Source organism: Paracoccus sp. R12_2 (assembly GCF_017744015.1).
Lineage (GTDB): Bacteria > Pseudomonadota > Alphaproteobacteria > Rhodobacterales > Rhodobacteraceae > Paracoccus.
The window spans coordinates 23,384-48,767 of sequence record NZ_JAGHRA010000022.1; the positions used below are offsets into that span (position 1 = coordinate 23,384).

Annotated in this window: 24 protein-coding genes; 14 read left to right on the forward strand and 10 right to left on the reverse strand. The window is 62.7% G+C overall.

What is annotated here, in order from left to right; translation table 11 throughout:
• The first annotated feature begins 1 nt into the window (after position 1).
• Positions 2 to 613 (forward strand): SMC-Scp complex subunit ScpB, encoded by a 612-nt coding sequence (locus J7359_RS18300; protein WP_209058926.1) that lies wholly within the window; start codon positions 2 to 4, stop codon positions 611 to 613.
• Between the two features lie 55 nt (positions 614 to 668).
• Here the strand turns inward: J7359_RS18300 and J7359_RS18305 are convergent, their stop codons facing one another.
• A complete protein-coding gene (locus J7359_RS18305) occupies positions 669 to 3,065 on the reverse strand; it encodes a 1-deoxy-D-xylulose-5-phosphate synthase N-terminal domain-containing protein (RefSeq protein ID WP_209058927.1) in 2,397 nt (798 codons plus the stop codon).
• Positions 3,066 to 3,071: 6 nt separating this feature from the next.
• The gene (locus J7359_RS18310) at positions 3,072 to 4,091 is read right to left on the reverse strand and encodes a 1-aminocyclopropane-1-carboxylate deaminase (protein WP_209058931.1); all 1,020 of its coding nucleotides are present in this window, start codon (positions 4,089 to 4,091) and stop codon (positions 3,072 to 3,074) included.
• A 140-nt stretch (positions 4,092 to 4,231) separates the two neighbouring features.
• Between J7359_RS18310 and J7359_RS18315 the strand changes: the two genes are divergently transcribed.
• Positions 4,232 to 4,708, forward strand: a complete 477-nt coding sequence (locus J7359_RS18315; protein ID WP_209058934.1) for an Lrp/AsnC ligand binding domain-containing protein — start codon at positions 4,232 to 4,234, stop codon at positions 4,706 to 4,708.
• Positions 4,709 to 4,777: 69 nt separating this feature from the next.
• Here J7359_RS18315 and J7359_RS18320 read toward each other — a convergent pair whose 3' ends face one another.
• On the reverse strand, positions 4,778 to 4,969 hold the full coding sequence (locus J7359_RS18320; RefSeq protein WP_209058937.1) for a hypothetical protein: 192 nt from the start codon (positions 4,967 to 4,969) through the stop codon (positions 4,778 to 4,780).
• Positions 4,970 to 5,159: 190 nt separating this feature from the next.
• Positions 5,160 to 5,990: an alpha/beta hydrolase gene (locus J7359_RS18325; protein WP_209058939.1), complete on the reverse strand. Its 831-nt coding sequence runs from the start codon at positions 5,988 to 5,990 to the stop codon at positions 5,160 to 5,162.
• 161 nt (positions 5,991 to 6,151) lie between these two features.
• On the opposite strand from J7359_RS18325, the gene J7359_RS18330 reads away from it, so the two are divergent.
• A complete protein-coding gene (locus tag J7359_RS18330) occupies positions 6,152 to 7,150 on the forward strand; it encodes a GlxA family transcriptional regulator (RefSeq protein WP_247740521.1) in 999 nt (332 codons plus the stop codon).
• A 39-nt stretch (positions 7,151 to 7,189) separates the two neighbouring features.
• Here the strand turns inward: J7359_RS18330 and J7359_RS18335 are convergent, their stop codons facing one another.
• Positions 7,190 to 7,348, reverse strand: coding sequence for a hypothetical protein (locus tag J7359_RS18335; RefSeq protein ID WP_209058941.1), 159 nt, complete (start codon positions 7,346 to 7,348; stop codon positions 7,190 to 7,192).
• Between the two features lie 109 nt (positions 7,349 to 7,457).
• Between J7359_RS18335 and J7359_RS18340 the strand changes: the two genes are divergently transcribed.
• Entirely contained in the window at positions 7,458 to 7,598 is a 141-nt protein-coding gene (locus tag J7359_RS18340; protein ID WP_209058953.1) for a hypothetical protein, read from the forward strand.
• Positions 7,599 to 7,690: 92 nt separating this feature from the next.
• Here J7359_RS18340 and J7359_RS18345 read toward each other — a convergent pair whose 3' ends face one another.
• Entirely contained in the window at positions 7,691 to 8,725 is a 1,035-nt protein-coding gene (locus tag J7359_RS18345; RefSeq protein WP_209059005.1) for a LacI family DNA-binding transcriptional regulator, read from the reverse strand.
• Between the two features lie 167 nt (positions 8,726 to 8,892).
• Between J7359_RS18345 and J7359_RS18350 the strand changes: the two genes are divergently transcribed.
• From J7359_RS18350 to J7359_RS18385, 9 genes are all read left to right on the forward strand, one after another.
• Positions 8,893 to 10,302, forward strand: a complete 1,410-nt coding sequence (locus J7359_RS18350) for an aldehyde dehydrogenase family protein (RefSeq protein WP_209058956.1) — start codon at positions 8,893 to 8,895, stop codon at positions 10,300 to 10,302.
• Entirely contained in the window at positions 10,299 to 11,828 is a 1,530-nt protein-coding gene (locus J7359_RS18355) for an AMP-binding protein (protein ID WP_209058959.1), read from the forward strand. Before J7359_RS18350 ends, J7359_RS18355 begins: the two co-directional genes overlap by 4 nt.
• 121 nt (positions 11,829 to 11,949) lie before the next feature.
• Complete coding sequence (locus J7359_RS20075) at positions 11,950 to 12,168, forward strand: hypothetical protein (RefSeq protein ID WP_247740523.1); 219 nt, start codon at positions 11,950 to 11,952, stop codon at positions 12,166 to 12,168.
• Positions 12,169 to 12,179: 11 nt separating this feature from the next.
• A complete protein-coding gene (locus tag J7359_RS18360; protein WP_348524420.1) occupies positions 12,180 to 12,833 on the forward strand; it encodes a tripartite tricarboxylate transporter substrate binding protein in 654 nt (217 codons plus the stop codon).
• A gap of 9 nt (positions 12,834 to 12,842) precedes the next feature.
• Positions 12,843 to 13,457, forward strand: a complete 615-nt coding sequence (locus J7359_RS18365; protein ID WP_209058964.1) for a tripartite tricarboxylate transporter TctB family protein — start codon at positions 12,843 to 12,845, stop codon at positions 13,455 to 13,457.
• Positions 13,458 to 13,469: 12 nt separating this feature from the next.
• Complete coding sequence (locus tag J7359_RS18370) at positions 13,470 to 14,966, forward strand: tripartite tricarboxylate transporter permease (RefSeq protein ID WP_209058966.1); 1,497 nt, start codon at positions 13,470 to 13,472, stop codon at positions 14,964 to 14,966.
• Between the two features lie 22 nt (positions 14,967 to 14,988).
• Positions 14,989 to 17,778 (forward strand): molybdopterin oxidoreductase family protein, encoded by a 2,790-nt coding sequence (locus tag J7359_RS18375; RefSeq protein ID WP_209058968.1) that lies wholly within the window; start codon positions 14,989 to 14,991, stop codon positions 17,776 to 17,778.
• Positions 17,775 to 18,524 (forward strand): 4Fe-4S dicluster domain-containing protein, encoded by a 750-nt coding sequence (locus J7359_RS18380; RefSeq protein ID WP_209058970.1) that lies wholly within the window; start codon positions 17,775 to 17,777, stop codon positions 18,522 to 18,524. Before J7359_RS18375 ends, J7359_RS18380 begins: the two co-directional genes overlap by 4 nt.
• Positions 18,525 to 19,400: a DmsC/YnfH family molybdoenzyme membrane anchor subunit gene (locus tag J7359_RS18385; RefSeq protein ID WP_209058972.1), complete on the forward strand. Its 876-nt coding sequence runs from the start codon at positions 18,525 to 18,527 to the stop codon at positions 19,398 to 19,400. It begins immediately after the preceding gene.
• A 90-nt stretch (positions 19,401 to 19,490) separates the two neighbouring features.
• On the opposite strand, the gene J7359_RS18390 is transcribed toward J7359_RS18385, so the two are convergent.
• The 4 genes from J7359_RS18390 to J7359_RS18405 are packed head-to-tail and all read right to left on the reverse strand — an operon-like array spanning position 19,491 to position 23,641.
• Positions 19,491 to 20,273: an IclR family transcriptional regulator gene (locus tag J7359_RS18390; RefSeq protein ID WP_209058974.1), complete on the reverse strand. Its 783-nt coding sequence runs from the start codon at positions 20,271 to 20,273 to the stop codon at positions 19,491 to 19,493.
• 38 nt (positions 20,274 to 20,311) lie between these two features.
• On the reverse strand, positions 20,312 to 21,670 hold the full coding sequence (locus J7359_RS18395; RefSeq protein WP_209058982.1) for a TRAP transporter large permease: 1,359 nt from the start codon (positions 21,668 to 21,670) through the stop codon (positions 20,312 to 20,314).
• A gap of 9 nt (positions 21,671 to 21,679) precedes the next feature.
• Positions 21,680 to 22,348, reverse strand: coding sequence for a TRAP transporter small permease subunit (locus J7359_RS18400; protein ID WP_209058987.1), 669 nt, complete (start codon positions 22,346 to 22,348; stop codon positions 21,680 to 21,682).
• A gap of 54 nt (positions 22,349 to 22,402) precedes the next feature.
• Entirely contained in the window at positions 22,403 to 23,641 is a 1,239-nt protein-coding gene (locus tag J7359_RS18405; protein ID WP_209058990.1) for a TRAP transporter substrate-binding protein, read from the reverse strand.
• Positions 23,642 to 23,764: 123 nt separating this feature from the next.
• Between J7359_RS18405 and J7359_RS18410 the strand changes: the two genes are divergently transcribed.
• On the forward strand, positions 23,765 to 25,354 hold the full coding sequence (locus J7359_RS18410) for a choline dehydrogenase (protein ID WP_209058993.1): 1,590 nt from the start codon (positions 23,765 to 23,767) through the stop codon (positions 25,352 to 25,354).
• Positions 25,355 to 25,384: the final 30 nt, after the last annotated feature.

Genomic DNA, 25,384 nt, shown 5'->3' on the forward strand with positions numbered 1-25,384 from the left:
GATGGTCAAGGATGGACCCGGCACAGAGCTTGACCGCGAGTTGACCGACCTGCCGAAGGAGCTGCGCTGGCGCGAATGGATGCGGAGGATCGAGGCTGTGCTGTTTGCGTCCGCCTCGCCTGTACCGCGCGAGGATCTGGCGCGCGTGGTGGGGCAGTCGGCCTCGATTGATCTTCTTTTGGAAGACCTTGCCGCCGATCTGGAAGGGCGGGCGTTCGAGATTGCCATGGTCGCAGGGGGATGGATGTTCCGGACGCGGACCGCTTATGCGCCTGCGATCCGCGCCGCAGCGGATGTCGCGGACCAGTTGCTGGACCTGAACGACTTCGACGTCGCGATTTTGGCGGCCATCGCCTACCACCAGCCGATCACCCGCCACGGGCTCAAGGATATCTTCGGCAAGGAGATCAGCCGTGACCTGATTGGTCGGCTGCATGCGCGAGACTTGATCGGGACCGGGCCGCGGTCCCCTCAGCGAGGGGCTCCCTACACCTTCGTTACCACCAAGCAGTTCCTGGTGGCCTTCGGGATGGAGAGCTTGCGCGACCTCCCGGATAGGGAGCAGTTGGAGGATGTGGGCTTGGCTCGTGCAATGGATCGTTCAGCGACCTAGCGGAGCTTTAGTTTCCTGCTTGCGGAAACCGGGTCCGGCCAAGCGATGTTCCCGATCAAGATGGCATAAAACTCTGCATGGCGGCTGCCACCGAGTGGTTGCCTTCGGACAAGGTCAGAACCGCGTTCGCGATTGAATGCCGATCCAGCCCGAAGTGACGGTATAGATCGCCAACGGTGCCAGTCTGGCCGAAATGCTCCACCCCGTGCGAGACTGTCCTGTGCCCGTGCACCGATCCCAGCCAGGCCAGGGTGGCGGGATGCCCGTCGATGGCGCTGACGATCAGGCAGTCGCGGGGCAGATCCGCAAGCAATGTCTCGATATGGCTGCGGGCCTTGCGGTCGCCCCGCGCGCGCGCACGTTGTGCGGCGGTCCAGCCGGCGTTCAGCCGGTCCGCCGACGTGATGGCCAAGACGCCCATGTCGCGCCGGTGTTCGCCGATGATCCCCGCCGCGGCGATGGCTTCATGGGCCACGGCACCCTGATAGGCGATGACGGCCTGGCAATTCGGTCCGGGCTTGCGCAGCCAGTAGGCCCCGTCAATCGCACCTTGCCGGAAAGCATCGTCATGACGTTTTCCAGGCTGTTCAAGTGGGTTGGTGGACAGCCGCAGATAGACGGACCCGCCTGTTTCATCACGCAGCCAGGTGCGTTCGTCCGGGTCCTGGTCGCCCTCGCGTTGCATATAGTCGAATGCCCATTCCATGATGACGGCAAGTTCGTCGGCAAAGGCCGGTTCAAACGCGGCAAGGCCGTCCTGGGACATGCCTGTCAGCGGCGTGCCGATGGATTGATGCGCGCCGCCTTCGGGGGCAAGCGTCACGCCGGACGGTGTGCCGACGATCATAAACCGCGCGTCCTGATAGCAGGCATAATTCAGCGCATCGAGTCCGCGATGCACGAAGGGGTCATAGACCGTTCCGATGGGAAACAGCCGCTTGCCGAACAGGCTGTGCGACAGGCCCGCCGCACCCAGAAGCAGAAACAGGTTCATCTCTGCGATGCCCAGTTCGATATGCTGGCCTTCCGGCGCAAATTCCCATTTTGCTGTCGAAATGATGCGATGTCCGATGAAAGCGTCTGCCCGTGGCGCCCGTGCGAAAAGCTTGCGCCGGTTCACCCAAGGCCCAAGATTGGTTGTTCCCGTTACATCTGGTGAGGTCGTGACGACCCGCACGGCGAGCGGGCTGTCGCCCTTGGACAGATCATCGAGGATCTTCCCAAAGGCAGCCTGCGTTGAAATCTCGCGGTGCGTATCAATCGCGATTTGCGGCACTGCGATATGATCATCCCCAAAACGGCGTCTGCCACGGGAAAAGAACGGAACGCGCGATAGAAACGCCTGCAGTGCGTCAGGGTCCGTAACAGCGGCCAACGGGTCCCATTCCTGGCCCTGCGCGACGCCCATGTGCTTTTGCCATGCGGCGAATTGCGTCGGGTTCATCAACCCGCCGTGATTGTCCTTGTGACCGGCAATGGGGGTGCCCCAGCCCTTGATCGTATAGGCCAGAAAACATGTCGGCCTGTCATGTGTGACTGCGTCGAACGCTTCGGCCATGGTCTGCACGCAGTTGCCGCCAAGGTTTTCCATCAACGCGGCAAGGGCCTCATCGTCGCGCCGGTCGATCAGCGCCGACACATCGCCCTGGTCGCCCAGATCCTCCATCAGGCGCTTGCGCCAGACGGCACCGCCCATGAACGTCAGGGCGGCATATTCCTGGTTCGGACAACGATCTATCCAGTCGCGCAGCGCCTCTCCGCCTGGCTCGGTAAAGGCGGCGCGCTGCCGGGCGCCGTACTTGATCCGCACGACATCCCATCCGAACGCATCAAAGATCTTTTCGACGCGTGCAAACAGCCCTTCGCGGACGATGCCATCCAGCGATTGGCGGTTATAGTCGATGATCCACCAACAGTTGCGCAGATCGTTCTTCCACCCTTCCTGCAAGGCTTCATAGACGTTGCCTTCGTCAAGTTCGGCATCTCCCACGAGTGCCACCATGCGGCCGAGGGGCAGGTCGCGGCCCCAGCTTTTGGCAGCCACATAGTCCTGCACCAGTGAGGCAAAAGACGTGATCGCGACGCCCAGCCCGACGGACCCGGTCGAGAAATCCACATCATCCATGTCCTTCGTGCGCGACGGATAGCTTTGCACGCCGCCGAAACCGCGAAAGTTTTCCATCTTCTCGCGGGTCTGGTGGCCCATCAGATACTGGATCGCATGAAAGACGGGGGAAGCATGAGGCTTGACCGCCACCCGGTCCTCGGGCCGCAAGGCATGGAAGTAAAGCGCGGTGAGGATCGACACCATCGAGGCGGAAGAAGCCTGATGCCCGCCGATCTTGATCCCGTCCACCTTCGGGCGGACATGGTTCGCATGGTGGATCATCCAGTGCGACAGCCACAGCAGTCGCTGTTCAATGGTTTTCAGATGAGCGAAATCGGCGGGCATCTGGAATCAGCCTTCCTTGTAATAATAGCTGTAGCCATTGATGGCCGGTGCGCCGCCCAGATGAGCATACAGCACCTTGGATCCTTCCGGGAAAAACCCCTTGCGGGTCAGGTCGATCATCCCCTGCATCGATTTGCCCTCGTATACGGGGTCGGTGATCATTGCCTCGGTCCGGGCGGCCAGTCGGATGGCGTCGTTGGTTTCCTCGGATGGAACGCCATAGGCCGGATAGGCATAATCGGGGTTGATGACGATTTCGTCCTCGCGGATCTTGCGGCCAAGGCCTACCAGTTCCGCCGCATTGTCGGCGATCTGCCGCACCTGCGCGCGGGTCTGGTCCAGCGTGCCGGATGCGTCGATGCCGATCACGGATTGCGCGCGGTCTTGTGCTGCAAAGCCCACGATCATGCCGGCCTGCGTCGATCCGGTGACAACACAGACCACGATGTAGTCGAAGGTGATCCCCAGTTCCTTTTCCTGTTCCGCAACCTCCTCTGCAAATCCGATGTAGCCCAGTGCACCATATTTGTGCACGCTGGCACCGGCCGGAATGGCATAGGGGACGCCGCCTGCGTCCTTGACGGACTGGATTGCGTTTTCCCAGCTTTGGCGGATGCCGATATCGAACCCGTCGTCGACCAGCCGGGAATCAGCCCCCATCAGGCGGGTCATCAGGATATTGCCGACACGGTCATAGACGGCATCATAATGGGGCACCCATTTTTCCTGAACGACGACGCATTTCATCCCGATCTTGGCGGCTGTTGCCGCAACCATGCGCGTATGATTGGACTGCACGCCGCCGATGGAGACCAGCGTATCGGCGCCCGATTTGATCGCGTCGGGAACGATATATTCCAATTTGCGCAGCTTGTTGCCGCCCATGGCAAGGCCGGAATTGCAATCGTCCCGCTTGGCATAGATCTGCACCTTTCCGCCCAATGCCTCGGTCAGGCGGGGCAGGTGTTCGATAGGCGTGGGACCATAGGTCAGCGGATAGCATTCAAAGTCTGCAAGAAGTGACATGGCGGTCTCCTGATGTGCGTTGTGCAGGAAACGTATCAGGCTTTTTCAAAAACAGGCTTTCATAGTTCATGTCATAATTGTTGGCTTTGACGCATGGTTGATGGTAAATGATAAGCTTTAGAAAATGTTTTGGGTAAGAAATGGAAGAATCTTCCACTGCGGATCTGGACCGAATCGACCGTAACATGTTGCGGGCGCTGCAAAGTGACGGGCGTCTGGCCAATGCGGATCTGGCGAAACAGGTGAATATCAGCGCAGCCACCTGCCATCGCCGCACCCAAAGGCTGATTCAACAGGGCTTTATCACCAGCGTCCGGGCGCAGGTCGATCCGGATGCCGTGGGCCTTGGGGCCCTGGTGATGGTGGGTGTGGTGCTGGACCGATCCACGCCGGAAAGCTTTGCCGCCTTCGAGGCCGCAGTCGGCGAAATGAAGGAGGTGCTGGATTGCAATCTGGTCGCGGGTGACTTCGACTATCTGCTGAAGCTGCGTGTCCGGGATATGGCCGGGTTCAACCTGTTGCACGGTCGCCGGCTGATCGCCTTGCCTGGTGTGCGCCAGATCCGGACGTTTTTTGTCCTTAAGGAGGTCAAGGACAACGCGCCGCTTTCGTTTTGAGAAATGGGGTTAGGGAAGACCTGTCCCCTGTCCCTTCAGTTCGTCGGCTCGAGGATCGGAAAAAACGCCTCATGTGCCGGTTTCCCGTGCGAGGTGGGCTGCCACCAGCCATGAAAACTTGTCAGCCTGTCGCGACTGGCCAATGAACAAGTCGGCCGTTCCGGCATCACCAATATCCGCCATTCTGTCGATGGCCGTTCGCAGCGCCTTGGCATGTATGGAAATCGACCCGGCCAGAGCGACAGGCAACTCACGTTCCAATGCGCTTCTTTCGCGCGGGCACGCAGTTCGAGAGCGTCGGACAGACGCGCCTGCAGGATCGGAACAACAGCCGCACGGATCGCTGTGTCAAGGTCAAGTTGTGATGCGTAAGTCACCATACCTCTTCAGCCTGTTGGGGGCATGGTTGGGAAGGGGCGGCTCTTGACCGCCCCTTCCCGTATCTCGATCTTCAGGATCTTGCGAACTCCAGAAGGTCGGCGTTGACCAGATCGGGATGCGTGGCGAAGGGCGCGTGCGACAGGCCCGGGTAGGTTTTCAGCGTCCCGTTCTTCAGCATCTTGATGGCCCGACGTGCCGTGTTGTCGATCGGCACAAGCTGATCGTCTTCGCCGTGCAGGATCAGGACCGGGACGTTCAGCGACTGAAGATCTTCGGTAAAGTCGGTTTCCGAAAAAGCCTTGATGCAATCGTAGTGGGCTTTCGCGCTTCCTGTCATGCCTTGCTGATACCAATGGCGGATCTGGCCTTCGCTGATCTCGGTACCCTCGCGGTTGAAGCCGAAGAAGGGGCCCGACGCGATGTCGAGATAGAACTGAGCCCTGTTCCTGATCAGCGAAGCGCGGAACCCGTCGAACACCTCCAGGGGGATGCCTCCGGGGTTCGATGCGGTCTGGGCCATGACTGGCGTCACCGCGCCGATCAGCACGACCTTGGAAACCCGCCCCGGTTCGGCGATGGCGGCATAGCGCGCAGCCTCTCCGCCGCCGGTGGAATGGCCGACGTGGATCGCATTCTTCAGGTCCAGGGCACGGGCAAGTTCGACGACGTCCTGCGCATAGGTCTCCATGTCATGCCCGTGTTCGGGCTGGTCTGACCGGCCGTGCCCGCGGCGGTCATGGGCGATGACGCGATAGCCTTGCTCGAGGAAGTGGAGCAACTGGCCGTCCCAGTCGTCGCTCGACAGCGGCCAGCCGTGGTGGAAGACGATGGGTTGCGCGTCGCGGGGACCCCAATCCTTGTAGAAGATGTTGGTGCCGTCGGTTGTGGTGATCGTTGTCATGATGATGTCTCCTTGGGTTTGCGCGTTGATGCTGTTGCGGTTCAGGATGAGCAGGGCGGCGGCCGCCGCTGCGGTCGTGATCAGGGTCCGTCTTGTGATCGTTGTGTCCATTGCGGGGCCTTTCGTTTCGGTATGGACAATCTACGCACCCGCACCGAAGGATGGGCGTGGCGAAAATGACAATGATCGGGTCAAAAATGACAAATGAGCGCTTGGTAGCGGATATTGGGCTGCTGATCTATCCGGGGGGCGCCTTGGCAGCCATTTACGGACTCACGGACCTGTTCCAGATCGCCGGGGACTGGACGGGCGAAGAGAAACGCGCCATCCGCGTCTCGCACTGGCAGCTTGGTGCCGATGGCATGGACTGTGTCTGGGACAGCCACCCCGGTACCGCCCATCGCCTGACGCACATCATCGCCCCGCCCAGCATCATCATGCCGGAACGGATGCAGCCCGCACCCGTGATCGCTGATTGGATGCGCGATCAACATTCGCAGGGTGCCACGCTGTGTTCGGTCTGTGCGGGGGCGTTCGTCCTGGCGGAGACCGGGCTGATCGACGGGCGCAGTGCGACGACCCACTGGGCCTTTGCCCGCCAACTGGCAGAGCGGTTTCCCAAGATCCATCTGGCCGATGAACATATGGTGGTAGATGATGGCGACATTATCACCGCAGGCGGCATTCTAGCATGGGCCGATCTTGGGCTGACGCTCGTTGATCGGCTGCTTGGCCCGGCGACGATGCTGGCGACAGCGCGGTTCCTGTTGATCGAGCCGCCGCGCCAAAGCCAACGTGTCTTTGCGCAGTTCATCCCACGGTTCGATCACGGCGACGATGCCGTGCGAGCCAGCCAGCATCATATCCATGCTCACGCCGCGAACATGCAGGGTGTGGCGGACTTGGCCGATCAAGCTGGTATGACGGGCCGGACATTCCTGCGCCGGTTCCGCACCGCGACGGGTCTGACGCCGGTTGAATACTTGCAACAGGTGCGGATCGCCAAGGCGCGTGAGGCGCTGGAACGAACGTTGGCTCCGGTTGACCGAATCGCCTGGGATGTTGGTTATTCTGATCCGGCAGCTTTCCGGAAGCTGTTTCAAAAGCTGACAGGGCTGCCGCCCGCAGCCTACCGCCAACAATTTGGGATCGCTCGCTGACCTGAGTCGTCCACCGCTCATCCTTGGGACGGGCGGTCGTCACGCAACGACTTCGAGCACAGCGCCGAACGCTTCCACGAGCTTTGTCTTCGCGACACTGATCGAGGTTTCGCGCGCTTCAGGTCCAAAGGCCAGCTTCTCTGCCAGGATGCATGTTTGATCGGTAGTGCCGATGAAGCCGAGCAGCGCCTGCGGCAATAATCGCAAATCTCGTAGCGTTTCTGGCCTCCGATCTGACGAGCACAATCACGGGGACAGGGGCGACAGCCCTTTGCGGATCGTCGCGGTTCTGGCGGCGTCGCTACAGATGACCACCGCGATGGTCGAGGCCGAGGCCGGGATCAGCCGCGACACCGGGGAACGCCTGCTGGTGCACCTGGCCGGGATGGGCCTGGTCCGCGAGACCACCGGCGCCACGCGATGCCGGCTGTGGACCGCCGCGCTGTGAATCCGGCAGGGTGCTTGGTGCACCGGATAGGCGCGCCTTGCGACCCGCCTTTTGCGCTACTGGATCGACATGGGGGCCCTAGCCCTGGCGGATTATCCGACCGGAGGGGTTGCGGTGGTGGCCCTCATGATCAGCTCGCATTCAAAACAGGTGCGGATCATCGCGTCTTCGGATTCGCTGTCCACCGCGGCCACCAGATGATCCGCTGACGCCGCCCCGATCCGGCGCGCCGGGATGCGGATCGTGGTCAACGGTGGCTCCAACTCGGCCGAGCCGACGAAATCGCCGATGCCGATGATCGACAGATCCCCAGGCACCTTCAGCCCCAGCTTCAGCGCAGCATACAACGCCCCCTGTGCGATCACGTCATTGCCGCACAACAGCGCGGTCGGCCGGTCGGCAGAGGCCAGCAGTTCCAGGCAGGCTCGCTTGGCCTGGCCGGTATTGTAGGGCGTCTGGATCTGCCAGTCGGCGCGTTCAGCAAGTCCTGCGGCCTGAAGGGTTGCCTGCGCGGCCGATCGCCGTGATCGGGCCCGGTCATTCTCGCCCGTATCGGGGAAGATTGTCGCGATCCGGCGATGGCCCAGCATCAGAAGATGGCTGGCGGCGATCCGCCCGGCCTCGGCATTGTCTATCCCGAGACAGGAGATCGTCGAGGCCGGATCATAGTTCCAGATGGCCAGCGCCGGCAGCCCCTGTTCGCGCAGCACCCGATATGTATCTTCGCCATGATCCAGCCCGATCAGCGCAAGCGCATCGACCCGGTGTTCCAGAAGCTTGCGCACCAGCGCGTATTCGGTCGCCAGATCATAACCGTGAGATGCCAGAAGCAGGGTGAAGCCACGCTGGCTGACCGCGTCGTTGAAGGCCTGGACCAGCTCGGCGAAGATGACATTGGCGATCGTCGGAACGACCAGACCTATGGTGGCGCTGCGCCGGCCGTGGATCGTCTGGGCGGCCCGATTGCGGATATAGCCCGACTTCCGAATCGCCAGATCGATCTTCTTCCGGGTCGCCGGATGAACCAGATCGGGGTGATTCAGCGCCCGCGAAACGGTGGCAGCCGACACGCCGGCAAGACGTGCTACGGAAACAATATCAGGTTTATCATTCTGTTTTTTCAACAGTTCTAGCCCTACTGCGGATACTCTATGAAAACATTTGCAAGACTATTTTCATGTCCTATCGTGAAAATCGTGATCCGGCAATCGAGGAGTTGCGGGGTCGCACATCAGGGGAGGACCACCGGCGCACGCGTCGGCGTCCATGGCTTTTCGGAAAGCGTGTGACGAATATGAATATTTCGAATGATATCCTTTCGGTCGACGCGGTCATGGCCGATGCGCGCGATGCTCAGGCCGTGTTCGAAGCCGAAGGCAGCCAGGCGCGTTACGATCGCGCAGCGCAGGCGGCGGCCTGGGCGATCATGGAGCCTGGACGCAACCGGCGTCTGGCCGAACTGGCGGTCGAGACGACCGGGCTTGGCAATGTCGCCGACAAGATCACCAAGAACCACCGCAAGACACTGGGCCTGATGCGCGACATCAGCGGCGTTCCGACCTACGGTATCCTGTCGGACGACCACGCCACCGGAATCGTCAAAATCGCCCGGCCCATCGGCGTGGTGGGGGCTGTCGTGCCCTCGACCAACCCGGCCGCGACGCCGGCGAACAATATCATCAACGCCCTGAAATGCGGCAATGCGATCATCCTGTCGCCGTCGCCCAAGGGCGTTGCCTGTTGCGAGATGCTGCTGGATTTCATCCATGCCGAGTTCGACAAGATCGGCGAGGACAAGCGCCTGGTGCAGATGCTGCCCGCGCCCGGCAGCAAGGCGAAGACCCAGCGTCTTCTGGAAACCTGCGATCTGGCGATCGTCACGGGCAGCCAGGACAATGTCCGCCGCGCCTATGAAAGCGGCACCCCGGCCATCGGTGTCGGCGCGGGCAATGTCGCCGTCATCGTGGACGAGACGGCTGATCTGGCCGCCGCCGCCACCAAGATCGCCGCATCGAAGACCTTTGACAATGCGACCTCGTGTTCGTCCGAAAATGCCCTGATCGTGGTTGACGCGGTCTATGATGATTTCGTCGCTGCGATGGCGGCCGCGGGCGGTGCCGTGGTATCTGCCGCCGAAGCCGGTGGTATCGTCGCGAAACTGTGGCCCGACGGGCATCTGAACCGCGAGATCATCGCGAAGGATGCCGATGTCATGATAGAAAAGCTGGGCCTGACAGGCACAGTTCCCGAAGGGACCAGCTTTCTGGCTGTCGAGACCAATGGAATAGGACCGGCACATCCATTGTCCGGTGAAAAGCTGAGCCGCGTCGTCGCCCTGTACCGGGCTCGCGATTTCGACGATGCGACCGCCATAGCGCGCCTGATCCTTGACCATCAGGGCGCCGGCCATTCCGTCGGGCTGCATTCCGACGATTCTGAACGGCCCGTCGCGATGGGCCGCGCCTTGCCGGTCTGCCGGGTCATCGTCAACCAGGCGCATTGCTTTGCCACCGGCGGGGCGTTCGACAATGGACTGCCCTTCTCTCTGTCGATGGGATGCGGTTCCTGGGGCGGCAACTCGATCGATGCGAATCTGCATTGGCGGCATTATCTGCAGCATACCCGCGTGGTTCGGCCCATCACGGCCCGCGAACCGGCGCTGGAGGATATCTTTTCCGAATACTGGGCCGAGGTCGGCAAATGAGGTTCGATCCGGACCTGCCGCCGGGCGGAACGACCCGCGACTGGCTGGATTTCCGCGCCGAGAACGAGGCGCGGCAGATCAGCCATGTCTTTCCCGATGATGACAGCACGCTAAGCTGGGCCGAGTTGCGCGACCGCGCCGCCGAGATAGCCGGCAACCTGGCCGGGATGGGGATCGCGAAGGGCGACAGCGTCGCGCTGATGATGCCCAATGGGCGCAATGCGGTGCTGGGACTGTTCGGGGCACTCTATGGCGGGTTCCGGGCGACGATGATCAACCTTGTCGCGGGCGCTGATGCCATTGGCTATGCGCTGTCGCATTCGGGTGCGAAGATCGTCCTGGTGGCCGAGACGCAGCGCGATCTGCTGGACCGCGCGCTGGTCGGCAACCAGAACACGCCCGTGGTCGTGACTACCGGGACCGGCGGTTTAGCCTGGCCTGCGGATCTGGTGGCCGCCGCGCCGCATCCGCATGGCGCCGACGATGACGCATTGCTGATGTATACATCCGGCACGACCGGGCGGCCCAAGGGCGTGCTGCACAGTCATGCCAGCCTGCTGGCCGGAGGCTGGACGACAACGGCGGCGCATCACCTGACCGAGGCGGACCGCGCGATGTGCGTGCTGCCCATCTATCATATCAACGGGCTGTGCGTGACGATCATGGGTCCGCTGATCGCGGGCGGGACCGCGATCGTCTGCGAACGGTTCTCGGCGGGTCGGTTCTGGTCGCTGTGCGAGGAATACCGCGCGACGTGGTTTTCGGTCGTGCCCACGATCATCTCGCATCTGCTGCATGGCGAGAAGACGCCGGATCTGACCACGCGGTCGCGCATCCGGTTCGGCCGATCCGCCTCGTCCGCGCTGGCCGTCGAGGTGCAAAGCGCGTTCGAACAGCGCTTCGGCATCCCGATCGTCGAGACGATGGGCCTGACCGAAACCGCCGCGCAGATCCTGTCGAACCCGCTGCCCCCCGGCATGCGCAAGATCGGCTCGCCCGGTCGGGGCGTGGGCAACGAGGTGGCGATCATGGATGCCGAGATGCGTCCCCTGCCGCCGGAAACCGAGGGAGAGATCTGCGTGCGTGGCCCCAATGTCATGCGCGGCTATCTGAACAACCCCGAGGCCACCGCGGCTGCGCTGACCGCCGATCGCTGGCTGCGCACGGGCGATCTGGGCCGGATCGACAAGGACGGATATGTCTTCGTGACCGGCAGGTTGAAGGAACTGATCATCAAGGGCGGCGAGAACATCGCACCGCGCGAAATCGACGAGGCGCTTTATGCCCATCCCGACGTGATCGAGGCCGCAGCCTTCGCCCGCAAATGCGCCCGCTACGGCGAACGCGTCGAGGCCGCAGTGGCCCTGCGACCCGGATCAGGGCTGAGGATCGAAGAGCTGACGCAACTTTGCGAGGACCGCCTGGGCAAGTTCAAATCGCCCGATGTCATTCACCTGATGGCCGAACTGCCGAAAGGCCCGTCCGGAAAGATTCAACGCCTGCGGCTGGCACAGATGACCGAATAAGACCGCAAGCCCGTCCGCTTTGGGAGGAGAAGACGGGACAGCATAAAGCAACGGTCGTAATGGGAGGAGAAACCGATGACCTACCGGCGCAAGCACGGCGGCACTGATCGCCTCGGCCGGGATGGCCAGCGCGCAGGACTATCCGCAGCGTCCGATCGAGATGGTCGTGACCTTTGGTCCCGGCGGCGGCGCGGACCTGATGGGCCGGCAGATGGGCCGGTTGATGGAAAAGCCGCTTGGCGTCTCGATCCCGATCTCGAACGTGGCGGGCGCATCCGGGAATGCCGGCCTGACCCGGCTCAGACCGACGCACCGGATGGATACACGATCGGCACGCTGATTTCGCTGACGGTGGCCTCGTGGGCATCGGGGCTGGGCGATAGCAACATAGATGACTTCGAGGTTCTGGCGGTCGTGCAGAATTCGCCGTCGTTTCTGTTCGTGCCCGCCTCTAGCCCTTACCAGACCGCCGAAGATCTTTTCGCCTACGCAAAGGAAAATCCGGGCGAACTGACCGTGGCGACATCGGGGTATGGCACGCAGGATGACGTCACGCTGAAACTGCTGGCCAAGGACGGGGTCCAGATGGAGAACGTGCCGTTCCAGTCACCCGGAGAGCGCTACGCATCCCCCATCGGCGGCCATACCGCCGTCCTTTATGAAGAACCGGGCGATGTCGCACAGTTCCTGAAGGCCGAACAGCTGAAACCGCTGGTCGTGTTCTCCGAGGAACGACACCCGGCCTTCCCGGATGTCCCCACCTCGACCGAACTGGGATACGAAATCTCGGGGCTGGACAATTTCCGCACGGTCGCGGTGCGCGCCGGAACCGATCCCGCCATTGTCGAAAAGCTGCAATCGGCGGTCGAGGAATCGGTCGCCAGCGAGGAATGGCAGAAATTCTGCGCCGAGACCTATAGCTGCATCGAGCCGGTCACCGGCGAGGACGCGCAGAAGATGGTCCAGGACTTCCTTCAGCTGATCACGGATCAACTGGCAAGCTGAGGCAGGACGATGGCGATGGTCGAGAAGGCGCGAGACGACCGCGTGTCCTGGCGCGACGCGGAACCGAAACACGTGGCGGCGCAGGGCGGTCGTGGCAAGGCGATGGCGCGGCTGATCCCGGTGGCGGTACCGGCGATGTTGCTGGTCGCGGCACTGGTGCTGCCCGCCTTCATGTTCACCGGCGACCGACGACCGGACGTGCCCGGCCTTGGTCCTGCGGCCTGGCCGAACATGGTTCTGCTGCTGTTGGGTGTCTTCTCGGCCATCTGGCTTGCGATCGAAGTCTGGGGGCTGGTCAAGTGGCGCGTCTCGACCAGCCTCTCGGCCCCCCATGACGAGAATGTCTATCACTATGGCAAGGCGCTGGTGGGGATCGGCCTTGTCATCGCCTTCGGCTGGCTGCTGCCCTATGTCGGCTTCGCTGTGGCCTGCGCGGGGTTCCTGCTGATCTGGTGCCTGTATGGCGGGATTCGAAACCCCTTCGTCCTGGTTCTGGTCCCGACTCTGGGCACGGTCGCGCTGCTGTGGATGTTCATGGGCCTCGCGCTCATGCCGCTCAGCCGGGGTGTCGGCATCTTCGACCAGTTCAGCGTCGCATTGCTGCAACTATTGGGCATCTACTGAGGGGGCGCGACCATGCAGACCATAGATCTTCTGTTCGCCGGGTTTGCCTCGGCATTCCAGATCGGCGCCTTCCTGACGGTCGTTGTCGGCCTTCTGGTCGGCGTTATCGCGGGCGCCCTGCCGGGCATTTCCTTCGTCAACGCGATGGCGATGGCGCTGCCTTTCACCTATGCGATGAATGTGACCCACGCGATGCTGTTTCTGGGCGGCATCTATGTCGGCGGCGTCTTCGGCGGCTCGATCTCGGCGATCATGATCAACGTTCCCGGCACGCCGGCCTCACTGCCGGCCACCTGGGACGGCTATGCGATGACCAAGAAAGGCCAGGTCAAGCGCGCGTTGACCATCGCGGTGACGGCCTCGGCCGTGGGCGGTCTGGCCAGCGCCCTGATGCTGACCTTCCTGTCCGCGCCCTTCGCCAAGTTCGCGATGAAGTTTTCGCAGCCCGAATTCTTCGCGGCCACGGTCCTTGGTCTTGTCAGCGTCATTGCCATCGCCAAGGACAAGCCGATCATCACGATGATCTCGCTGCTCAGCGGCATGGCCATCGGGACCGTCGGCGTCGATCCTCTTTACGGGCAGGCCCGGTTCAGTTTCGGGATTCCCGAGGTCGAAAGCGGCATCCGCTTCGTCGTCGTGATGATCGGCCTGTTTGCCATCGGCGAGGTCGTCGATCTGGTCGCCACCGACCGCGATCTGCGGCCCAAGAAGGCGGACGGCAAGATGGCCGGTGCCAGTTTTCGCGACATCTGGAACGTCAAGGGCGCCATTGCGCGGGGCACGGGCCTTGGCTGCATGATCGGGGTCATTCCGGGCGCTGGCGCCACGCCCGGCGCGGTCATCGCCTACGGGGTCGAAAAGCAGATCAATCCGCGCGGCAAGGAATTCGGCACCGGCGTCGAGGCCGGGCTGGCGGCGCCCGAGGCCGCCAAGAACGCGACCACCGGCGCCGCGATGGTGCCGCTGCTGACACTTGGCATTCCCGGCAGCGCGGCGACCGCGATCATGCTGGCCGCGATGATGCTGCAGGGCGTCAATCCCGGCCCGCTGCTGTTCATCATGGATCCGTCGATGGTCTATACGATCTTCGCCGCGATGATCATTGCCAACGTGCTGATGATCGGTGCGGGCGTGGGCGTGGCCCAGATGTTTTCGACCCTGATGCGGACGCCGCCGGCGATCCTTGCCGGGTTCATCGTGATCCTCAGCCTGATCGGGGCTTACGGTGTCAGGAACAATATCTTCGATGTGCATGTCTGCCTGATTTTCGGCGTCATAGGCTGGGCGATGAAACGCGTCGGCTTTCCGTCGGCGCCGTTGGTTCTGGGCGTGATCCTGGGCCCCCTGGCCGAGCGTTACTTCCTGACCGCGGTCGCCAATTCCCGGCAGGATTACACGGTCTTCTTCACCCGGCCGATCAGCGCGACGATCCTGTTTCTCGCCCTGATCTTCGTGCTGTGGTCGCTGTGGCCGTCTGTCAGATCGCGCATCAAACGGCAGCCCGCATAAGCGGGCGACCCAAGGAGCAATCATGAACCAGCCATGGATCGACACCTCGCCCAAGGTTTCGGACGAGATCCGCAAGACCACCTGCTACATGTGCGCCTGTCGCTGCGGCATCAACGTCCACATGAAGGAGGGCCGCGTCGCCTATATCGAGGGTAATCGCGACCATCCGGTGAACAAGGGCGTGCTGTGCGCCAAGGGTTCGGCCGGGATCATGCAGGTCAATGCGCCGGCGCGGCTGCGCGCACCGCTGCGGCGCGTCGGCCCGCGCGGCTCGGGCGAGTTCAAGGAGATCTCATGGGACGAGGCCCTGGGCCTTGCCAGGGAATGGCTGACCCCGATCCGTAAATCCGACCCTTCGAAGCTGGCCTTCTTCACCGGTCGCGACCAGTCGCAAAGCTTTACCAGCTTCTGGGCGCAGGCCTTCGGCACACCCAACTATGCCGCGCATGGCGGGTTCTGTTCGGTGAACATGGCGGCGGCGGGCATCTATACGATGGGCGGCGCCTTCTGGGAATTCGGTCAGCCGGACTGGGATCGCGCCAAGCTGTTCATGCTGTTCGGTGTCGCCGAGGACCATGACAGCAACCCCATCAAGATGGGCATCGGCAAGCTGAAGGCACGTGGCGCGCGGATCATCGGCGTGAACCCGATCCGGTCGGGCTATAACGCGGTTGCCGATGAATGGCTGGGCATCACGCCGGGCACGGATGGCCTGCTGATCCTGTCGCTGGTCCATTGCCTGATGGAGGCGGGCAAGATCGACCTTGATTATCTGGCGCGCTATACCGATGCGCCGTTGCTGGTCGATGACGAGACCGGACTGTTCCTGCGCGATGACGGCGGCAAGACGCTGGTCGTCGACCGCGCGACCGGTCATCTGAGACCGTTCGACGAGAAGGGTGTGCGCCCCGACCTGAACGCCAGCCATCCCGGCCATCGCACGGTGATGCAGCTGATGGCCGAGCGTTACCTGAAGCCCGAATACGCCCCCGAGGCCGTTGCAGATCGCTGCGGGATCGCCGCGCCCCGCATCCGGGCGGTCGCGGCGGAGATCGCGCGCGTGGCCTTTGACGAGGCGATCACGCTGGACCAGGCCTGGACCGATTTCCGGGGCGAGCGGCACGAGAAGATGACAGGCCGCCCCGTCGCGTTTCACGCGATGCGCGGGATCTCGGCGCATTCCAATGGTTTCCAGACCTGCCGGGCGCTGCATGTCCTGCAGATCCTTCTGGGTGCGGTCGAGGTTCCGGGCGGGTTCCGCTTCAAGCCACCCTATCCGAAGCCTGCCACGGCGCATCCGAGGCCGCACTGCAATACCACGCCCGAAATGCCGCTGGACGGCCCGCATCTGGGCTTTGTCCATGGCCCCGAAGATCTGGCGCTGAAGGCGGATGGCAGCCCGGCGAGGATCGACAAGGCCTTTACCTGGGAAAACCCGATGTCGGCGCACGGGCTGATGCATATGGTGATCTCGAACGCCCATGCCGGCGATCCCTACCGGATCGACACGCTGTTCATGTACATGGCGAACATGTCGTGGAATTCGTCGATGAATACGGGCGGCGTCATGAAGATGCTGACCGACACCGACGAGAACGGCGACTATGTGATCCCCCGGATCATCTATTCCGACGCTTATTCGTCAGAGATGGTGGCCTATGCCGATCTGATCCTGCCCGATACGACATATCTGGAACGCCACGATTGCATCAGCCTGCTGGACCGTCCGATCTGCGAGGCCGACGCTGCGGCGGACGCGATCCGCTGGCCGGTGGTCGAACCGGACCGCGATGTTCGCGGGTTCCAGACCGCCCTGATCCAGCTGGCCAACCTGATGGAGCTGCCGGGCTTTGTTCATGAAGGCGGCAGCCCGAAATGGCAGGATTACGCGGATTACATCGTCAATCACGAACGCAAGCCCGGCGTCGGTCCGCTGGCCGGGTTTCGGGGCGACGGTGAACAGGTGGGACGCGGGACGCCGAACCCCGACCAGTTGAAGCGCTATATCGACAATGGCGGCTTTTTCGTCTCGCATATCCCCGAAGGCGCGGACTTCTACAAGCCGTGGAACATGGCCTATCAGGATTGGGCTGTCGGCATGGGCCTTTATAATGCGCCGCAGCCCTATCTGTTCAACCTGTATGTCGAACCGATGCGCAAGTTCCAGCGCGCGGCCGAAGGCCATGGCGACCGCCAGCCGCCCGATCATCTGCGCGACCAGATCCGCAAGGTGATGGACCCGCTGCCGATCTGGTATGCGCCGTTCGAGGACGACCACGTCGATCCCGAGGAATATCCGATCCACGCCCTGACCCAGCGTCCGATGGCGATGTATCATTCCTGGGGCAGCCAGAACGCGTGGCTGCGGCAGATCCACGGCCAGAACCCGATGTATCTGCCGCGCGAGATCTGGGAGGCGCATGGCTTTGCCGACGGCGATTGGGCGCGCGTCAGTTCGATCCACGGGGCGATCTCCGTGCCGGTCGCGCTGCATGCCGGCCTGAACGGCAGCACCATCTGGACCTGGAACGCGATCGGCAAGCGCAAGGGGGCGTGGGCCCTGGACAAGGACGCGCCCGAGGCAACGAAAGGCTTTCTCTTGAACCATCTCATCCATGAATTGCAGCCGCCCCGCGGCGACGGGATGCGCTGGTCGAATTCCGACCCGATCACCGGTCAGGCCGCGTGGTTCGACCTGCGCGTCAAGATAGAAAAGATGCCGGCGCAGCACGAGACGGATCCGGACATGGGCGTCATGGCGTCTCCGGTTGGTCGCGGCCCGCGCAACCTGCGCTGGAAGGTGGGCAAATGACTGCGCTTCCGGAACGGACCGAACGCAAGCTGGGGCTGGTGATCGATCTTGATACCTGCGTCGGCTGCCATGCCTGTGTCATCAGCTGCAAGGGCTGGAATACCGAGAACTATGGCGCGCCCCTGTCGGATATGGACGCATATGGGGCGGACCCCGTGGGCACCTTCCTCAATCGTGTCCACAGCTACGAGATCGAGCCCGAAGGCGGCGGCTGTGCCCAGACCGTGCATTTCCCGAAATCATGCCTGCATTGCGAGGATGCGCCCTGCGTGACCGTCTGTCCCACCGGCGCCAGCTACAAGCGCGCCGAGGATGGGATCGTGTTGGTCAACGAGGATGCCTGTATCGGCTGCGGCCTCTGCGCCTGGGCCTGCCCCTATGGCGCGCGGGAAATGGACCGCGCCGAGGGCGTGATGAAGAAATGCACGCTGTGCGTGGACCGCATCTACAACGAAAACCTGGAAGAGGTGGACCGTGTCCCGGCCTGCGTGCGCACCTGTCCGGCAGGTGCGCGCCATTTCGGGGATCTGGGCGATCCTGACAGCACCGTCAGCCAGCTGGTTGCGGAACGCGGCGGCTTCGATCTGATGCCGGAACAGGGCACCAAGCCGGTGAACAAGTACCTGCCGCCACGTCCCAAGGATCGGTTGACCGGCGCTGCCGCCACGGCGCCCGCCTTGCCGACGAAACGGCGCGATGCGACCGGCTTCCTTGCCTGGCTCGACCGCACGCTGGAGAAGATCTGAATGCATCCTGCACCTTCCGTCATTCTCTTTACCGTGCTGTCTGGCGCTGGCTTCGGCTATCTGGCCCTCTTGGGGCTGGGGGCGGCATCCACCGGCTGGCCCGCCTTCTGGCAATTCGCGCTGGCCTTCGCGATGGCGGTGGGTGGCCTCGTTTCGTCGGTCTTTCACCTGGGCAACCCGCAGCGCGGATTGCTGGCCTTCACGCAGTGGCGCACCAGCTGGCTGTCGCGCGAAGGCTGGGCTTCGGTCGCGACGCTTCTGGTCATGGGGCTGTTTGCGATTGCTGCAATCTTCTTCGCGGCGATCCTGCCGATCCTGGGCGTGATCGGGGCAGCCCTTTCCGTCGCGACGGTCTTCGTGACTTCGATGATCTATGCACAGATGAAGACGGTTCCGCGCTGGAATTCGCCGCTGACCCCGACCTATTTCATCGCCTGCGCGCTGACCGCCGGTGCGATCCTGTCAGCGATCTGGAGCCTTGCCCTGATCCTGCTGGTCGCGCTGGGGCTGTTGCAGGTTTCCTGCTGGATGTCTGGTGACGGACGCTTTGCGCAAAGGGGCCACGACATGAACTCGGCAACCGGCCTGCATGGACAGATCCGCATGTTCGAATCCCCGCATAGCGGGACGAACTACCTGCTGCAGGAATTCGGGTTTCAGGTAGCCCGGCGCCATGCGGCCAAGCTGCGGGTGATCTGCATCTGCCTGATCTCGGTCCTGCCTGCGATCATGCTGCTGTTTGGCGCGCACCCGATCGCCTTCGGCCTGGCCTTCGCGCTGCATCTGTTGGGTGTGTTCGTGTCGCGCTGGCTGTTCTTCGCCGAGGCGCGCCACGTGGTGCAGCTGTATTACGGGCGTGAAGCGGTCGCGGCCTAGTTTCGGCCACCATCGCCAATCGCAAAGGGCCTTCTGCAGGGGTCATATCGCCCTTTGCCTGAGTTATAGCTGCCGGGAAGCCCGCGCTGATCAGACTGTCTCTGCCAATTCCGTGGCCGTCCGCTGCATCAGCGGCAGGTGCAGTCTTGCGTCATCCAGCGTCAGGCGCTGGACCGGCGCATGAAAGGAAAGCGTTCCGAAGACCCTGTCGAGATTGTCGCGGATCGGCACCGCCAGCGCGATCATGCCCTCGATCATTTCCTGGGCGTCTTCGGCGTGGCCACGTTCCCTTGTCGTCTTCAACTCGGCGACCAGCGCGTCTCGTTCGGTGATCGTGTGCGGGGTCTGTGCGGTCAGCGTCATGCGGCGCAGCAAGCGCGACAATTGCGATTGCGGCAATGTGGCCATGTAGGTCTTGCCGGATGCGGTGCAGTGCAACGGCACCCGGCTTCCGATCGGCAGCCGGATGCGCAGCGGCCAGTGGGTTTCGACCCGATCGACATAGACCATCGCATCCCCTTCGGGCATCGAGATGTTGCAGGTCTCGCCAACCTCGCTTGCCAGACGCTGCAGGATCGCCATGCGTTCGCGGCGCAGGCCCGGACCGCTGAACGTATTCGCCGCCAGCCGTCTCAGCAGGTGACCGGCGACGAAACCGCGACCGCCAAGATCCCGCATCAGCCAGCCATCATCCTCGAGCGTCTGAAGCAGGCGGTGAATGGTGGGCTTGGGCAGGTCCAGCGCCTGACCGATCTCAAGCGCGGACAGCGGCGCTGCCGCCTCGGCCACGGTCTTCAGGATGTAAAGCGGTCGCAGGTTGTTCTGCGGCGCCTTGTCGGTGCTCGCGTCATCTTCCCGGCCGTTGCTGTCCATATCCCCTGTCCACAAAATCAGCGCCACCGCATGTCCCCTCAGCGCGAGGGAAGCAGGATTGTCGTCAGCGATGGTGTCACGGCGACAAGAATCCAGACGGTCAGCAGAGCCGCAAGATAGTAAAGCGCATAGCGCAGCAGCCGCATGTAGGGAACCCCCGTGACGCTGGAGGCGACATAGAGGTTCAGCCCGTAGGGCGGTGTCACGAAGCCGATCGATGCGCCGACCAGAAAGATCACGGCAAAATGCACCGGGTCCATTCCGTTCGCCGCCGCCAGCGGAGCCAGGATCGGTGCCAGGATGATGGTGACCGGAAGGCTTTCCAGAACCATTCCACCGATGAAGATGATCGCCATCGACGCCGCCAGCACGATCCAGTAGCCACCCAGTCCGGCAACCCAGGTTCCGATCGCATCCTGGGCGCCAAGCAGCGACAGGATCTGCTGCATGACCACGGAAATCCCGATTAGGGGTGCAAGAATTCCGGTGATCTGGGCGGATCGCATGGTGATCGAGGGCAGATCCCTTATCCGGAACCCTTCAACCAGAATGCTGGCGGTGTAGGTCCGGGGCCGGCCGTCTTCGTCCATGCCCGAGGCGACCAGCGGATACAGCCAGCGGCTGAGAATGCCGACGATGACGCAGAAGCCGACGGTGACCGCCGCAGCCTCGGTCGGGGAAAACTTGCCGGTGTAGATGCCCCACAGTACCAGGCCGATGGCGAAGAAACCAAGCCACGCACCGAATGCGGTCCGCAGCACTCGGCCGATATCGAAGGGGATGATATGGCCCCAGCGGTTGTATCGCGACACGATCCAGCAGACCACCTGCATCGCGACGACCATCAGGATGCCGGGGATAATCCCTGCGACGAACAGATCCGAGATCGGCAGGTTCATCAGAAAGCCATAGACGATGAAGATGATCGATGGCGGGATGATGATGCCGACGGTCCCCCCAGCCGCGGCTGTCGCGGCCGCAAAGCGCGTATCATAGCCGCCCTTCACCATCTCGGGATGCATCATCGACCCGATCGTGGCGGTGGTCGCGGAATTCGAACCCGAAATGGCGGCGAACAGCCCACATGCCCCGATGGCGGCCATGGCAAGCCCGCCGCGCAGCCAGCCCAGGACCGCGTAGGCGAAATCCGACAGGCGTCGTGCGATGCCCGCCTTGTTGATCAGGTCGCCGGTCAGGATGAACAACGGCATGGCCAGCAGCGCGAAGCCGTTGGAAAACGCATAGGTCAGTGCCGCGCCGATATTGTCGAAGGTCATCCCCAGGACGATCGAGCAGCCGATGACCCAGTAGGCGATGACCAGAAAGACCGGCACGCCCAGCATGAACAGACCCGTCACGGCCAGCGAAATCAGAGTGATCCACGTGGAATCGGTCATTTTGGCCTCTCAGCTGTCGCCCAGGGTGGTCAGTTCGATCAGCGGCGCACCCGTCCGAAAGCGGCGCAGATCCTCGATCAGGTTCTCGACCGCACGGGCGGCGAGGATGGTGAACGAGACCGGCACAAGGATCACGAACCACCAGACCATGACGTTGTCGGTTCCCAGCAGGATCTGGAAATTCGAGGCCGAGTTCGCGGCCAGCCGCAACGTCGTCGTGACCGCAATCCAGGCCATGCCCAGCCAAAGCAGATTGTCGACCACCAGACAGCCCAACTGCCCGCCGCGCCCCATGCGGCTGCGGAACTCGCTGAAGGCCAGATGCGCGCGCAGCTTAACGTTGAACGCGCAGCCGAACCAGGTCAGCAGCAGGAACAGATAGGGCGGCAGGGTCGTGGACCAGGGTTCTTGCAGGCTGAAGACGAAGCGGCGGATCACCTCGACGAATATGATCGCGGCGATGGCCAGATAGACGGCGACCATCAACACGCGCTCAAGGTGGCGGTCCAGAACCGGAACGGCCCGGAACAGCGCCAGGATAAGCGCCGCACCGACAGACATCACCATCAACCCGAACAACCACGCCGCGGGTTGGCCAAGTGCGGTGTTGATTTCCCAGGAATCCCGCGTCGCAAGCGCGGAAAGGATCGTGCCCAGATCGGCAAATATGCTTGCCATGATAAGAATTCCCCCCGATTGCGACGCCCTTGAACGGACGTCGCCTTGTTGCAATCAGGCCGACCGCCACCAGCGGCGCGGCTCGACGTTTTCGGGCTTCATGTCCGTCGGGATCTCGCGCGCGATGCGATAGATCTCGTCATAGGTGTCGATGCCGCCCGACCACTGCATCAGTCGCTCGCGCCACTGGCTCCACGGATCGGGGTTGAACTCGGGCGAGCACATCTCTTCGGCCTTGCGACGTTCTTCGTCGGACAGGAAGGCGCAGCGAACGCCGTGTTCGGCGAACAATGTCCCGGGCATCTGGGGGTCCGAGAAGCCGACCGTCTTGATCAGCGCGGCCTCGTTCGCAGCTTGCGCATGCACCTGTGCCAGATAGGCGGATTCCATCACCGCATCCTGCAGATGCGGTTCCAGCGCGTCGAAGACCTTGGATGACATCGCACAATGTTCGGTGCCGCAGAAAAAGCGAAGATCGACGGACTGGCTGACCACCGGCGTCATGTTGGCATAGGCCACGGCCGAGGCCCAAGTCTCGGCCCCATCGATCAGCCCCTGCTTCAATCCGTCGATGGTCTCTTCCCACGCCACCGGCACCGGGTTCAGGTTCATCAGCTGCATCGCGATCCGGCCCAGTTGTGTGCCGGTCACGCGGTTCTTCGTGCCTGCCAGCTGGTCGACGCTGGTCACCAGATCGCGGTCCTTCCATTTCAGACCCAACTGGATCCCGCGCAGTTCGCAATGCGAGAAAAGGAACTTGATCCCGTGCCGCTTTTCCAGCGGATCGCGCAGGATGCGCTGGCTTTCCGGGCTGTACAGGAAGTGATATTGCGACGCCCGGGTCGGGAACATGTAGGCAAAGTCCAGCACGTTGTAATACGGTGCCACCCCGGCCGAGTTCTGGGTCGAGGCCGCGAAGAATTCGACGACGCCAAGCTGGGTCTTCTCGACGCAATCAAGCTGGCCGCAGATCTGGTTGTCGCCGATGAATTCGATCCGGATCTCGCCGTCGGTGCGTTCTTCCAGATCCCGGGCGAATTCCAGAAACCCCGTGCGTTCGATCAGCAGGTTGCGGGCGTTGAAGCCCGACGCGCCCATCTTGAACGTGTGCTTCGGTTCCTTCGAGAAACGCTTTTCATAGGTGCTTTCGGCGGCGCTGGCCAGTTCCGCGGTCGTCAGCAGGCCTGCCGCACCACTTATCGCCATGGCGGTGGAAGTCATTCCGAACCGGCCTGCGACGCGAAGAACATCGCGGCGCGAAAGCCCGCGGATGGTGCCCATATTTCCCTTCATCACATTCCTCCTCCCTAAAGATGCGATTTTTGAGACTTGTAGTATCATTTCTAATTGTTTACGTTCGCATTGCAAGAGGAATCTGCGGTCTTCTGTCATTCGCAGGCTTGTGGGAGGGATGAGTTGGAAACCGATTATCTTGTGGTCGGAGCGGGTTCGGCCGGTTGCGCGCTTGCAAATCGCCTGTCTGCGGATCCCGGCGTGACGGTCACGCTGCTTGAAGCCGGATCGTGGGACTGGAATCCGTGGATCCATATCCCGGTCGGATATTTCAAGACCATGAACAACCCTTCGGTGGACTGGTGCTATCGGACCGAGCCCGATCCGGGTCTGAACGGGCGTCAGCTTGACTGGCCGCGTGGCAAGGTCATGGGCGGGTCGTCGTCGCTGAACGGGCTGCTGTATGTCCGGGGGCAACCCCAGGATTATGACCGTTGGGCGCAGATGGGCTTTTCCGGCTGGTCATGGGACGATGTTCTGCCGTTGTTCAAGCGGGCCGAAAATCAGGAACGCGGGGCCGATGACTTTCATGGCGCCGGCGGACCGCTGAACGTGTCGGACATGCGCCTTTCAAGGCCGATCTGCGATGCGTGGGTGGCTGCGGCACAGGCGGCAGGCTATCCGTTCAATCCCGATTACAACGGTGCCACGCAGGAAGGTGTGGGATATTTTCAGCTGACCACCCGCAAGGGACGGCGCTGTTCCGCCGCCGTGGCCTATATCCATCCGGTTCGCAAGCGCCCGAATCTGCGCATCATCACCCGCGCTCAGACTCGCCGGGTCATCATTGAAGGGGGTCGCGCCGTCGGCGTCGAATATTCCGACCGCTCGGGCGCCGTGCAGCGGATCGATGTGAAGGGCGAGGTCATCCTGTCTGCCGGCGCCATCGGCAGCCCGCAGATCCTGATGCTGTCAGGTGTCGGCGATGCCGGGCATCTGGCCGAACACGGCATCCCTGTCGTCGCTGATCTGCCCGGTGTGGGGCAGGGTTTGCAGGACCATCTTCAGGCCCGGCTGGTCTATACCTGCAATGAACCGACCCTGAACGACGAGGTGCGCAAGCTGTGGCAGCAAGCCCGGATCGCCCTGAAATACGCGATGTTCCGCGCCGGGCCGATGAGCATGGCCGCCAGTCTCGCCACCGGGTTCATGCGCACGAATGACCGTGTCGCGACGCCGGATATCCAGTTCCATGTCCAGCCCTGGTCCGCCGACAGCCCGACCCAGGGGGTGCATCCCTTCTCGGCCTTCACCATGTCTGTCTGCCAGTTGCGGCCCGAAAGCCGGGGCAGCATCCGCCTGAAATCGGCGGACCCGTCGGCCTATCCGGCGATCCATCCGAACTACCTCGCGACCGAGACCGACTGCCAAACCATGGTCGATGGCGTGAAGATCGCCCGGAACATCGCCAGGGAACGGCCGCTTTCCGGCAAGATCACCGCCGAAATGCGTCCTGGCCCCGAGGCGCAAGACGATGCCGCCTTGCTGGAATGGGTGCGCAATTCCGCAGGCACGATCTTTCATCCGACGGGCACAGCCGCGATGGGCCCGGTTCTGGATGAAAGGCTGCGCGTCAAGGGCATCCGTGGCCTGCGGGTCGCCGATTGCTCGATCATGCCCGAGATCGTCTCGGGCAACACCAATGCCCCCGCGATCATGATCGGCGAAAAGGCCGCCGACCTGCTGCGCGAGGATCGCAGGCGGGGTGCCTGACAACCAATCGAAGAAAGGGAGGATTTGTCC